Here is a 12,130-nt window from a genome sequence, read left to right as displayed (position 1 = left end):
TGTCAGGATCGAATTACGGCAGTCGATGACGAGAGACTGAGAGTCATGACCGGAACGACAGGAGTCCAAGGGCCAGGCCGGAACGTCGCCAGCCTCCGCAAGGCACGCGGCATGGGACAGGTGAAGCTAGCCCGCAGGGCGGGCATTTCGGTGTCTCTGCTGAGCAAGATCGAAGTTGGTGACCGGGCACTCAGCCAAGGAGTTGCCGCCTGCATCGCGGACGCTCTCGGGTACACGCTCGATGAAGTTCTGGGCAAAGCATCATCACAACCCGCCGATGAGGCAAGGGCCAGGGAGCTGCGGGGCGTGATCCGCCACTTCGAGCTTCCGGGTGAACCTCTCCGGCAACCGGACGAGATTTCCGACACGCTCAAAGATGTCATCCGCATGCGCGGAGACGCCGACCTTTCCGGCGTGCTGGAAAAGCTACCGAGTCTCCTCTCCGATGCAACGAATCACGCACACGCCGTAGGCGGAGCCCAAGAGTGGTCCATGGTGGCGGACGCGTACAGTGCCGTTTACTGGCTCGCCGCCCGCCACCGGTGGATGGACCTGGCCGACCTTGCCGTGACGAAGCAGGGAATGGCAGGGGAGCGTGCCGGTCCGCTGGCCGCGACGATTGCTGCCCGCGACGAAGCCGGTACTTTTCTCAACTCCGGAGACTTCTCCGGCGGATTGGCTGTCGTCGATCGAGCCGTCGTTATCGCCGAGCGCCTCCTGGAAGGCCATGACAGGGCGTTTGGCCTGGGTCTCCTGCACTTGCGAGGCATGACCCTGGCCGGACGGGCGAAGGAAGGCAACGAAGCAGCTCGACACAGGGAATCAGCTTGGCGTGCTGCCGGAGCTTTTTCGCATGATGTAAACGGTCACGGAATTCACTTCGGCCCAGAGAACACGCTCACGCATGTCATCGCAACAGCGGTGGATATGGAGGACTACAGGAGCGCGCTCGATACCATGGAAGCCGTAGAACGTACTCCGCTGAACCTTCCCGCCACACGGATCGGCCCACTTCACATGAATGCGTCGAGGGCGAAGCTCGCTCTCGGTGACCGCGATGGTGCACTTGATTCACTCCAGGAAGCTTGGGGTGCAGCGCCGCAAATGGCACGGGTTCATCCTCACAGCCAAGAAGTCCTGCGCGTTCTGACTTCTCTCCACCGGAGGAGCAATCCCACGCTCAACAGCCTTGTGAAACGTGCCGGTCTGTCCGTGTGAGCGGCGGTTCGTCGCGAAACGCTTGAGCGGCGATGCCGTGGGGCCGCGCGAGCGGCGGGCCGTGGGGCCGATTCGCGGGAGTTCGAGGCTGGTTCGCGGCCCGCCGGTAACATAGGGTGAGACATTCGTTACCGTGTTCTGGGGGGAACCGCGATGACCGAAGACCAGCAGAACGGGCACGATCCGGAGGATCGGCCTCCGATACGGGACCAGGCGGAGATCGACGCGGCGGCGTCTGCCGCTCCGCCCGCGCCACCCGCTCCGCCGACAACACCGTCACCGTCCGTGCCAGCGGCGCCGCCCGCACCGCCCGTGCCGCCGGACCGGCCGACGACACCGCTGCCGACAACGCCGCTGCCGACGACGCCGCCACCCGTCACCGGGCCCATACCGCCCAGCGCCTTCCCGCCCAGCTCATACGCCCTGGGCTCCTTCGGCGCCCCCGCCGGGCCGCCGCCTCCGCCGCCCGCCGCACCTCCCGCGCCCCCAGCGCCCGCGGACCCGCTGCGCGCCGCCGCCGTCGCCCTGCTCAACCTCAGCGGCCTCGGCCTCGGTTACGCCCTCATCCGCCGCTGGCTCGCCTTCGCCGCCGCCCTGACGGCCACCGCCGTGCTGCTGCTGGTCTCGCTGCCCGCCGACCCCGACGGCGTACCGGGCGGCCTGCTCGTCGCCTACCTGGCCGTGCTGGGGCTCGCGGCGGTGCACGGCGCCTGGCGCGGGCTGCGCACGCGCCTGTCCTGGCCGCCGCGGGCGCCCGTCGCCGTGCTGCTGGGCCTGGTGCTGCTCGCCGCGCCCGCCGGGAGCGCCGTCCTGTACGACGGAGCGCGGGACGAGGCGACCGAGCAGATGCTCCTCGACCGCCTGGAGGAGGCCGACAGCCTGGTGCGGAGCGCCGGGAAGGCCTCGTTCCAGTCCGGCGAGAAGGACTACGGCACCGCGCTGGCCGCCTACCACGCGCTCCATGAGGACCACCCGGGCTCGCGCGCCGCGAAACGCGTACCCGGCCGGCTGGACGCGTACTACGAGGCGGTCGGCGCGCCCTACGCGGATGAGGACTACTGCGGGGCGATCGAGCCGCTGAAGTTCCTGCGCGAGGTGCCCGACACGTTCGGCAGGAAGGACCTCGGCAAGCTCGCGGCCTGGCCGGACGACCGGCTGGCCACCTCGCTCTACGAGTGCGGCGTCCCCCGGATCGGCGAGGACGCGGAGGTCACCGCCGACGGCGGGGACCTCAACGAACTGCTGGCCCTCTTCCCCGAGTCCGCGCAGGCGGCGAAGGTCCCACCGGCCTTCAGCAGCGCGATCGACAAGGCGGGCGAGAAGCTGGGGGGCGGCGACCCCTGCCCGGCCGTCGACGACCTGCGCCTCCTGGAGACCCAGGCGAGCACCCTGCCCAAGGACGAGCCGAAGGTGGCCGATCCGCTGGAGGACGCCGCCGGGCGGGCGAAGGGGAAGGTGCGCTCCGGCACCTACGCCTGCGGCCTCGACCAGTACAAGGACGGCGACTTCAAGAGCGCCAAGTCGACGATGGACGACTTCGTCGGCGACTACGAGGGCGACAAGAAGATCCCGCGCGCCAAGAAGATCGCCATAGCCGCGGAGATCGCCCAGGAGGAACCGGCCGCGGGCAAGCGCGTGCCGACGACGGCCTCCGGCGGCAGCATCCCGATGACGGTCAGCAACGACAGCCCGTACGAGATGGAGATCCTCTACACGGGCCCCGTCACCGGCCGTTTCACCCTCGCCGCGTGCGACGGCTGCACGGCCTACTCCAGCCGGGCCGACGCGGAGGACAGCGCGTGTAAGGACAGCAGCAAGAGCTACGCCCGCAAGACGCTCAACCTGCCTGCGGGCACCAGCTACTTCCTCCAGCGCTCGAAGGGCTCCGGCGCGACCAGCCCGGGCACCGACTCGACCCGCATCGACCCCAACTACACCTACACCCTGTGCGGATTCGTCATCGAGAAGGGCCTCGGGGACTACGACCTCGACCTTCCCGAGCCGGAGCTGCCGGACCTGCCGGACCTGCCGGACCTCGAACCGAGCTACTGAGCCTCACGCGCACCCGCCCGCCTCCGGAGGTGCCGGAGGCGGGCGGAGGCGCGTCGGGTGCAAGGTTCACCGCGCGAGCCGCCCTGGCGGGCCTGGGGAGTCCCCGCTTCGCCGCGTTGGCCGGAAGCCCAGCGTGATCGTGGACCATGGTGCCGTGATACGTCGCCATGAGCTGTCCGATGCCGAGTGGGAACGTATGCAGCCCTTGAGGAGAGCGCAGCGGGCAGCGCTTGGCGATCGCAGGGCTGGAAAATGCCGCTGCGAACTGACACCACCGCGGATGCCCGCATCGCTCCTGAGCGACGGCTTGTGGGGCTGGGTGGTGGAGGCGGTGTGTTGAGGTTCGTTGTCAGGCAGGGCTGAGGACGGTGCGGAACGTCAGTGATACGCGTCGGCTGCGGGGGATTCTGGCCCCAGGTCCTGGGTCACTTTTGCGAGCGGCGATGCTGTGCCGCCAGTCGTACCGGGCTGGGCCGGTCATCACGCACAGGCTGCCGGGAGCGAGATAGACCTCGACTTTCGTGCCGTTGTTGGGGTGGGTGAAGTCCATGACACAGCCGGAGCCCAGGGAGATCGCGGCGACGACCGGACCGAAGCAGGGCACACAGTCGACGTGGGGGCTGATGCCTTGGCCTGGTTGGTATTCGTTGATGATGACCTGGTCCGCTTCCTGGTCCATGAATCCTTCCCGGGCCAGACGTGCGGCCTGCTGGAGTGCCCACGGCGGCAGTGGCGGGGCACCGGCTGTCGTCTGAGGACCAGCTGTCACGCTGCGCCGGCCGTAGTCGTATCGGTGGCCGTAGTGCTGGACCCGCCGTCTGAGCTCCGCTGACCATTCCGCATCCTCGATCTGCGAAAGCGTCTCCTGGCACGCGTCGGAGTCGAGCCAGTTGGCGATGTAGCGCAGTCCCGGCACCAGGACGGTATGCGCCTCGTCACCTGCGTCGAAGGACAGTTGTCCAGAACCGTCAGTCATGTTCGAAGAGTAGCCAGCCCCGCTGTCATGCTGTCTTTCGGGCGAAAGGGCGAGGGTCAGTCTTTGCCGGCGCTCCGATCGTGATCAATACACCTGGTCGGCGCTCTTCGCCATGCCGACTGCCCCGGGCGCAGGCGGGCCGGGCACGGGCGGGCCGGGCGGTGGCGGTGCGGGGGCCGGGGCCGGTGTGCGGTAGGCGCGCAGCGGGCCGTTGGACGCGGCCACGGCGGCGACCGCCAGGGCGGCGGTCAGGCCGCCGGTCACCAGGGAGAAGGGCGCGGAGGTGGCCGATGCCACCAACCCCCCGCGGAAGTTGCCGAGTTCGGGCCCCGCCCCGCCGATCACGTGCTCCACGGACGAGACCCGCCCCCGGTACGCGTCCGGGGTCTCCAGCTGCACGAGTGCGCTGCGGGTGACCACCGACACCGTGTCGGCCGCTCCGGCCACCGCCAGGCAGGTGAGCGCCAGCCACAGCGGCCCGGCCAGCCCGAAACCCGCGAGCGCCAGGCCCCAGACGCCCGCCGCGGTCAGCTGGACCAGGCCGCCGCGGCGCCAGCGCGTCACGGTGCCCGACAGCAGCCCGGCCGTGATCCCGCCGACCGCGACGGCGGAGAGGAAGAGTCCGAGGGTGCGCGGATTGCCGTCGAAGCGGACCTCGTTGACCAGCGGGAAGAGCGCGATCGGCATGGCCAGCAGCGTCGCGGCCAGGTCGGTGGCCATCGAGCCCCACAGCGTGGGCCGGCGTAGGACGATCCGCCAGCCGCCCCGCTCGGGCCGGCGCCGCGCCCCGCGCCCCGTGCCGGAGCCCTCGGGCCGCATGGCCGGGAGGCGGAGCACCGCGAGCAGTGAGACCGCGGCGGCCACGGCCTGGGCCCCGTACGCGACGGGGAGGCCGTACTGGGCGATGACCAGCCCGGCCAGCGCGGGCCCGGCCAGCATCGCGGCCTGGAAGGAGATGTTGGTCAGCGCGAGCCCGGCGGCCACCTGGTCGGGCGGCAGCAGCCGGACCGGGAAGGTGCGCCGGGCGGGCGCGCCCAGGGCGAGGCAGGCGCTGCCGGTGGCGACCAGGGCGAACAGGAGCAGTACGTTCCGGTTACCCGCCAGGGCCTGGGCGCTCAGCCCGGCGGCAGCGAGCAGTTGGCCCGCGGTGGTGGCCCGTACCAGCGCGCGGCGGTCGAAGGTGTCGGCCAGGGTGCCGCCGATGAGGCCGAAGAGCAGCATCGGCAGGCCGGTGGCGAGCCCGATGGCGCCGGTGCCCACGGGGCTGCCGGTCAGCTCCCAGACCTGGGCCAGCACCGCCACGGTGGTCATCTGCCCGCCGAGCGCGGCGAACGAGTTGCCGATCCACAGGTCGCGGAAGGCGCGGCTGCCGCGCAGCGGACGGGTGTCGAGGAAGTGGACGCGCGCCCTCACCGAGGTGGCTCGACGAGGTGGTCGAGTATCCGCTGCCGCATCGGGCGCCGCTCCAGCGCACCCCGCAGCTCCTCGACGACGGCGGCCAGCGGGTGCGGGGTCTCGGCGTCCAGTTCGGCGATCGACGCGTGGGTGGCGCGCCACTCGGCTTCCAGGAACGGCACCAGCGACCGGCCGCGCTCGGTGAGTTCGATCCGCCGGGTACGGGCGTCGGGCCCCGGGACGGAGCTGACCAGGCCCTCGCGGCGCAGGGCGGCGACGGTCTGGCTGACGGCGGAGTGCGAGCGGCCGAGCGACTCCGCGAGCGCGCGGATGGTCAGCGGACCGGTGTGGGCGAGGCGGATGAGCGGATACGCGAACCGGGGGCGTACGCCCTTGATGCCGCGCGAGGCGTACACCTCCTCGATCTCGGCGTCCAGGGCGGCCAGCAGCTCGTACAGCGCCTGCCACGGGTCGGGCACGGTGGTGGGGTCGGTGGTGGGGTCGGGAGATGTCACAGCGCTAATGTAACAGCGCGAATATAACAGCGCTGACACAATGGCGCGGCGCGCGTGCGGGCGAAGTACCTAAGCACGACAGATTCCCCGTCGCCGACGGCTCCCTAGCTTTGTGGTCAGGACGAACGACCGGGAACGACCGGGAACGACCGCGAAGGAGCACGCACATGAGCGACATCGACGAACTGGTCCGGAACTACCTGGCCGCCTGGAACGAGACCGACGCACAGGCCCGGAACGCGACCCTCGCTGAGGTCTTCGCCGAGGACGGCACGTACACCGATCCGCTGGTGGCGGTGCAGGGGCGGGACGGGCTCGGCGCGACGATCGCCGCCGTCCAGGGGCAGTTCGGCGGGCTGGTCTTCAGCCTCGCCGGTGCCGTCGACGCGCACCACGACATCGCCCGGTTCACCTGGCACCTGGGCCCGGAGGGGGCCGAGCCGGTCGCCGTCGGGTTCGACGTCGCCGTCGTCGGGGAGGACGGCCGGATCACGCAGGTGCTCGGCTTTCTCGACAAGGTGCCGGCCGGCGCCTGACCCCCACCGGCGGGGGCGGACGCCCGGACACGTCCGCCCCCGCCCGCTCCCCACCCGCAGCCCGCAGCCCGAAACCCGAAACCCGAAGCACCGTGGAGGGACGATGACCGCGTACATGCTCGCCCACCTGCGCAAGCCCGAGGCGCTCCACCCCGAGGTACTGGAGTACATGGCGAAGATCCAGTCCGCACTGGACCCCTTCTCCGGCCGTTTCCTCGTCCACGGCGGCACGGTCGAGGTCCGCGAGGGAGACTGGCCGGGCGATGTCGTGCTGGTGGAGTTCCCCTCCATGGAGCACGCCCGCGGCTTCTACCGGTCAGCTGCCTACCAGGAGATCCTGCCGCTGCGCACGGACCACCTGGAGGGGGAACTGATCATCTTCGAGGGCGTCGCCCCCGGCTACGACGCCGCCGCGACGGCCGCCGCGCTCGCCCCGGCCGCTCACACGTCGTAGTTGAAGCCGAAGGCGCGCACTCCGGTCTCCGTACGCGGACGGTGGCCAGGGGCTGTCCGGTGGGTCTTTTCGGGCCCGCGACGCCCAGCACCGCACCTTGCCACGTTGTCGGAGCCGCCCGAGTACGCCCAGTACGAGGGCGATCCTCCGCCTCGCAATGCACGGCACCGGACGCCGCGGGCTGCTCCTCAAAGACCCACCGGACAGCCCCTGGTCCCCGGCCCGAAGGCGACATACGTCCCCGGGCCGTGCGTGCGGTCGCCCTCGATCAGCTCGCCCCGGACCACGAAGTACGCCTCGCCGTACGTCTCGTGGACATCCGGCCCCGGCCACTCAGCCGCACCTGGATGCCGGGGCCGATCTCGACGGCGGGGACCGCGTCGACGTCCACCGGGAGTACTTGTCCCGGCAGGACCTGGGCCGGTGTGCTCACCGGGCCAACGTACTCACAGCCCCAGACCGGCGGCAAGGTCCCGCAGTTCGCCGCGGGAGGTGACGCCGAGCTTGGGATAGGTCTTGTAGAGGTGGTAGCCGACCGTGCGGTGGCTGAGGAAGAGCTGTGCGGCGATATCCCGGTTGGAGAGGCCCTGCGCGGCGAGCCGGGCGATCTGCAACTCCTGCGGGGTGAGCGCCGCCGCCGCGCCCTCCCCGGCGCGCGCGCCTTGGTCCGGGGCGCCGGTCGCGGTCAGTTCGCCGCGGGCCCGGTCTGCCCAAGGCGCCATGCCCAGCCGGTCGAAGACCTCCAGCGCGCCGCCGAGCAGGCCCCGCGCCTCCGTCTTGCGGCGCGCCCTGCGCAGCCACTCGCCGTAGAGCAGCGCCGTCCTGGCGTACTCCAGCGGGCGGCCGTCCTGGTCGTGCGCCCGCAGCGCCGCCGCGTACGCCTCCTCGGCCCGGTCGTCGGTGCCGAGCAGGCCCCGGCAGCGCAGCACCAGCGCGTCCGCCCACGGCTGCCGGACCGACTCCGCCCACCGCGCGAAGCGGGCCAGCGGCTCGGCGGCGCGCTCCGGCGCCCCGACCCGTACCGCCGACTCCACCAGGTCGGGGGTGGACCGCAGCGCGCACAGGTGGTGGCGCACCGGCTCCCGGGTGAGGCGTTCGAACCGGGCGAGGGCGGCTTCGGCGCGCCCCAGGCCCAGGTCCAGCAGGCCGAGCGACCAGTACGCCCAGGGCGCGCCCGGGGAGATCACCCCGGGCGCCGCTCCCGCCAGCCCGGCCTCCGCGTGCCGCCCGCAGGCGTCCTCCGCGCCCTTGGCGGCTTCGAGGTAGGCCAGCACGCTGTGGAACTGGCTGACCCACTGCCGCTGGCCGGTGTCCCGCGCGAGGCCGAGCGCCTCGGTCGCCGTGGTGAGCGCGTCGAGGTGGCGTCCGGTGAAGAGCTCACCCTCGGCCGTGAAGAACAGCACCGTGGGCAGCCGCCCGGCCCCGCCCCTCTCCCGGTGGGCCGCCGCGAGGGTGCGGGCCAGCTGGTAGGCGTCGGCGTCCTGGCCCCGGGCCAGCGCCGCGCCGCACAGGATCAGCAGCGCCTGGTCCGGCGCCTCGCCGCGCCGGCGCACCGCCTCCAGCGTCTCGCCCAGCGGCGGCGGCGGCGCGGCGGCGCCGACGTTCAGCAGCCGTACGAGGAAGCGGGCGACGGGCGCCAGCGGGTCGGCGTCCGGCAGCGGCAGCGCCGCGAGCCGCTCCAGGGTCGCCGCGAGGTGCTGCTCGCCCAGGTACCACGAGGTGTGCACGGCCTGGATCAGCAGTTCGGCGGCCTGCTGCGGTGCGCCGTCCGGTGCGGACCCCAGGAGCGCGGCCCCCTCCAGCAGCCGCCGGTGTGCGGCCGGGTAGGCGCCCTGCCAGAAGTCCGCGAGCGCCTGGACCTGGGCCAGCCGCGCGCGCACGGCCGGGCTTCCGGGGGCGCCTGCCGGGGCGCCCGCCGACGGAGAACCGCCCGCCGGAACTCCGCCTGCGGGCACCCCGCCCGTCCGGGCCGCCGCGCGGCGCCCCAGGTCCCCGGCCCGCGCCAGGTCGCCCGCCTCCAGGGCCGCCTCGGCGGCCAGGGCCTCCCGCCGCGCCCGCGCCCCGGGCCCGGCGCTCAGGCGGGCCGCACGTTCGTACGCCGCCGCCGCGACCTCGTGACCGCTGCGTTCCCGGGCCCGGGACGCGGCACGCTCCAGCGCGTCCGCCGCCTCCTCGTCCGGCCCGGTGGCCGCCGCCGCGAGGTGCCAGGCCCGGCGGTCCGCGTACTCGGCGGTGTCGAGCACCTCGGCGAGCGCCCGGTGGACGGCCAGCCGGTGGCCGACCGGCGCGCGCTGGTAGACGGCGGCGCGGAGCAGGGGGTGCCGGAAGCGGAGGTCGTCCGCGGGGCCGGTGCGGACGAGGAGGCCCGCCCGCTCGGCGGGCAGCAGGTCGGCGACGCCCGCGCCCAGGGACTCGGCGGCCCGCAGGACCGTGGCCAGCTCACCGGCCTCGTCGGCTGCGGCGACCAGCAGCAGGGTCTGCGACGCCTCGGGCATCCGGCCGATCTGGCCGTGGAAGGCCAGCCGCAGCCGCCCGGTCAGGGGCAGCGCCCCGGGGGCGGACGCCCCGGCCGGTTCGGCGCCCAGCGCGACGGGCAGCTCCAGCAGGGCCAGCGGGTTGCCCTGCGCCTCGGCCAGCAGCCGCAGGCGCAGCGCGGGCGGCAGCGGGTGCCGGTCCAGCAGGGCCGCGGCAGCCGCCGGGAGGAGGCCGGCCAGGCGCAGCTCCGGCAGGCCGGGGGCGAGGAAGGAGCCCTCGCCGTCCCGCGCGGCGAAGAGCATGGCGATGCCCTCGGCGCGCAGCCGCCGGGCGGCGAAGAGCAGCGCGTCCCGCGAGGCGCGGTCCAGCCACTGCGCGTCGTCGACCAGGCACAGCAGCCCGTCCTCGTCCGCGTACTCCGTGAGCAGGGACAGTACGGCGAGCCCGACCAGCATCGGGTCCGCCCCGACACCCGCGCCGAGTCCGCACGCCGCCTCCAGCGCCGCGCGCTGCGCAGCGGGCAGCGCCGGGAGGCGGCCGAGCGCCGGGCGCAGCAGCGACTCCAGTCCGGAGAACGGCAGTTCCGCCTCGGACTCGACGCCCGTACCGCGGATCAGCCGCAGCCCGACGGCCGTGCCCGCCGCGTGGTCGAGGAGCGCCGTCTTGCCGATACCGGGCTCCCCGCGCACCACCAGCAGCGCGCTCTCGCCGCGACGCGCCCCGGCCAGCAGGGCCGCGATCGCGTCCGTCTCCGACTCTCTCCCCCACAGCTCCACCGGCCCAGACATGCCCCGATCCTGGCACCCCGGCCCGCGGAGCCCGACGGAGAGGCCGCTCAACGGTGCTGCCACACGAGCGTGTAGCGCCAGAACAGCCGGCGTCGCAGCCGGACACCGGGCAGGACGGCGCGGGCCTCGCGCACGATCTCGGGGAAACTCATCTCCGCCGGCCGGGTCCTGGCCGTCATCGCGACCGGGCGGGGCGCGGTGCGGCCCCGGTTCCTGAGCCAGCCCGTGGCGGCGTTGAGCGGGCTGGCCGCGCCCGCCAGCAGGTGGTCGCCCAGGGTCGCGGGGCGGGCCAGCCCGAGGACCACGAGCGTCCCGCCGGGCGCCAGGTGCCGGCGGAGGACGGTGAGGGCGTCGGTGAACGGCAGGTGGTGGATCGTGGCGGCGCACGTAATGACGTCGTACGAGCCCGCGGGAATCCCCGTCAGCGCGTCCGCGGTGGTGAACACGACGGGAGCCGCCGGGGGAGTCGCCTCCCGTGCCCGGGCGATGATCTCCGGGTCGGAGTCGAGGGCGCACACCCTCTCCGCGCGCCCGCCCAGCAGCCTGGCCAGGTCACCGCTGCCGCAGCCGACGTCCAGGGCGCTGCCGACGCGTCGCGGGAGCTGCCGCAGCATCCAGGGGTGGTAGTGGGCGTTGTGGTCCCACGGGTGCGCGGCGTTGAACCGGTCAAGAGCACGAAGGGCGCGGTCCAGTGGTCTTGTCATGCGGTCAGGATGCGGGACGCCGTCTCCGCCGCGAGCGGCACGGTGACGGACTCCGCTTCCTGACCGCACCGGCGGCGGGCGGCTCAACGGAAGGCGGCCACGTTCGCCGACACCCACTGGCTGAATGGCCTGGCCGGGGTTCCAGTGATCTGTGAAACCGTGTCACGCACCGCCAGCAGTTCGTCGTTGACGTCCCCGCCCGTCACATCGAGCACCGCATCGGCGGACTCCTCTCCCAGGAACGCGGCCATGTCACGGTGGGCCTCGGCACGGCTGATCTCGGCGAACGGCACGTCCCGGCCCACGGCTGCCGCGATGGCCTCGACCTGCTGGCGGGCGGTCACCCGTTCCGGACCGGTCAGGGCGTAGGTCCGCCCCCGATGACCGGCCTCGGTCAGCGCGGTGCGCGCCACCGACGCGATGTCCGCGGGATGGATCGTGGGGAGCCCGGTGTCCGCATAGGGCACGCGGACCGCCTGACGCTCACGGATCGACTCCGCCCACCACAGGGCGTTCGAGGCGAACTGCGTCGGCCGCAGAATCGTCCAGGCCATGCCGCTGTCCTTGAGCAGCCGCTCGACCGCCAGGTTCTCGCCGGCAGGGCCGAGATGCGGATGGGTCTGGACAGTGATGGACGACACCAGCACCACATGCTCCACACCTGCCTGCCGGGCAGCGTCGAGGATGTCCGCATCCGAGCCCATGCCCGACACGAGGAACAGCGAGCGCACGCCGTCCAGCGCGGGCTTCAGCGAGGCTGTCTCAGCGAAGTCGCCCTCGCTTGCCTCGACCCCCTCGGGGAAGGAGGCCCGTGCAGCGTCACGGGTGAGACCCCGCAGCGGACCGGCACCGTACGCGTGCAGTTCCTTCAGCAGGGCACTTCCTATGTTCCCGGTGGCTCCCGTCACAAGAATCATGAGCGCCTTCTCCCGTCGTCAGGTGGCCAACTGGGGGAAACACTAGAAGCTCAACTTAACTTCAAGTCAAGAAGGCCCCTGGCAGGTACCTGCCGCTGAC

11 protein-coding genes are annotated in these 12,130 nt (G+C 72.8%); 4 read left to right on the top strand and 7 right to left on the bottom strand.

What is annotated here, in order from left to right; all coding sequences use genetic code 11:
• Positions 1–45 precede the first annotated feature (45 nt).
• Complete coding sequence (locus tag H299_RS38355; RefSeq protein ID WP_078512740.1) at positions 46–1,218, top strand: helix-turn-helix domain-containing protein; 1,173 nt, start codon at positions 46–48, stop codon at positions 1,216–1,218.
• Positions 1,219–1,503: 285 nt separating this feature from the next.
• Positions 1,504–3,270 (top strand): hypothetical protein, encoded by a 1,767-nt coding sequence (locus H299_RS34235; protein ID WP_486587273.1) that lies wholly within the window; start codon positions 1,504–1,506, stop codon positions 3,268–3,270.
• A 349-nt stretch (positions 3,271–3,619) separates the two neighbouring features.
• On the opposite strand, the gene H299_RS0114695 is transcribed toward H299_RS34235, so the two are convergent.
• From H299_RS0114695 to H299_RS0114685, 3 genes are all read right to left on the bottom strand, one after another.
• Complete coding sequence (locus tag H299_RS0114695) at positions 3,620–4,246, bottom strand: alpha-ketoglutarate-dependent dioxygenase AlkB (protein ID WP_027749024.1); 627 nt, start codon at positions 4,244–4,246, stop codon at positions 3,620–3,622.
• 84 nt (positions 4,247–4,330) lie between these two features.
• Positions 4,331–5,659, bottom strand: a complete 1,329-nt coding sequence (locus H299_RS34230) for an MFS transporter (RefSeq protein ID WP_051262482.1) — start codon at positions 5,657–5,659, stop codon at positions 4,331–4,333.
• Entirely contained in the window at positions 5,656–6,156 is a 501-nt protein-coding gene (locus H299_RS0114685) for a MarR family transcriptional regulator (protein WP_027749023.1), read from the bottom strand. The genes H299_RS34230 and H299_RS0114685 overlap by 4 nt, the downstream gene beginning before the upstream one ends.
• A 167-nt stretch (positions 6,157–6,323) precedes the next feature.
• Between H299_RS0114685 and H299_RS0114680 the strand changes: the two genes are divergently transcribed.
• Both H299_RS0114680 and H299_RS0114675 read left to right on the top strand, forming a co-directional pair.
• Positions 6,324–6,692 carry a nuclear transport factor 2 family protein gene (locus tag H299_RS0114680; protein WP_027749022.1) on the top strand — a complete coding sequence of 123 codons (369 nt, stop codon included), beginning with the start codon at positions 6,324–6,326 and terminating at the stop codon, positions 6,690–6,692.
• Positions 6,693–6,795: 103 nt separating this feature from the next.
• On the top strand, positions 6,796–7,146 hold the full coding sequence (locus tag H299_RS0114675; protein WP_027749021.1) for a DUF1330 domain-containing protein: 351 nt from the start codon (positions 6,796–6,798) through the stop codon (positions 7,144–7,146).
• Between the two features lie 268 nt (positions 7,147–7,414).
• On the opposite strand, the gene H299_RS39625 is transcribed toward H299_RS0114675, so the two are convergent.
• The 4 genes from H299_RS39625 to H299_RS0114660 form a co-directional block, all read right to left on the bottom strand.
• Positions 7,415–7,579 (bottom strand): hypothetical protein, encoded by a 165-nt coding sequence (locus H299_RS39625; RefSeq protein WP_158692334.1) that lies wholly within the window; start codon positions 7,577–7,579, stop codon positions 7,415–7,417.
• Positions 7,580–7,592: 13 nt separating this feature from the next.
• Positions 7,593–10,409 (bottom strand): helix-turn-helix transcriptional regulator, encoded by a 2,817-nt coding sequence (locus H299_RS0114670; protein WP_027749020.1) that lies wholly within the window; start codon positions 10,407–10,409, stop codon positions 7,593–7,595.
• Between the two features lie 47 nt (positions 10,410–10,456).
• A complete protein-coding gene (locus tag H299_RS0114665; RefSeq protein ID WP_027749019.1) occupies positions 10,457–11,113 on the bottom strand; it encodes a class I SAM-dependent methyltransferase in 657 nt (218 codons plus the stop codon).
• A gap of 83 nt (positions 11,114–11,196) precedes the next feature.
• Entirely contained in the window at positions 11,197–12,030 is an 834-nt protein-coding gene (locus H299_RS0114660; RefSeq protein WP_027749018.1) for an NAD(P)H-binding protein, read from the bottom strand.
• Between the last annotated feature and the right edge of the window lie 100 nt (positions 12,031–12,130).

The organism is Streptomyces sp. CNH287 (assembly GCF_000424825.1).
Note: the sequence above shows the minus strand (reverse complement) of the source record. Positions and strands in the feature narration are given on the sequence as shown.

What these genes read in the sequence shown, in the direction of transcription:
- H299_RS0114695 (WP_027749024.1), bottom strand. Translation starts at nt 4,246, where the DNA reads ATGACTGACGGTTCTGGACAACTGTCCTTCGACGCAGGTGACGAGGCG.
- H299_RS0114660 (WP_027749018.1), bottom strand. Translation starts at nt 12,030, where the DNA reads ATGATTCTTGTGACGGGAGCCACCGGGAACATAGGAAGTGCCCTGCTG.
- H299_RS38355 (WP_078512740.1), top strand. Translation starts at nt 46, where the DNA reads ATGACCGGAACGACAGGAGTCCAAGGGCCAGGCCGGAACGTCGCCAGC.
- H299_RS0114680 (WP_027749022.1), top strand. Translation starts at nt 6,324, where the DNA reads ATGAGCGACATCGACGAACTGGTCCGGAACTACCTGGCCGCCTGGAAC.
- H299_RS0114675 (WP_027749021.1), top strand. Translation starts at nt 6,796, where the DNA reads ATGACCGCGTACATGCTCGCCCACCTGCGCAAGCCCGAGGCGCTCCAC.
- H299_RS0114665 (WP_027749019.1), bottom strand. Translation starts at nt 11,113, where the DNA reads ATGACAAGACCACTGGACCGCGCCCTTCGTGCTCTTGACCGGTTCAAC.
- H299_RS0114670 (WP_027749020.1), bottom strand. Translation starts at nt 10,409, where the DNA reads ATGTCTGGGCCGGTGGAGCTGTGGGGGAGAGAGTCGGAGACGGACGCG.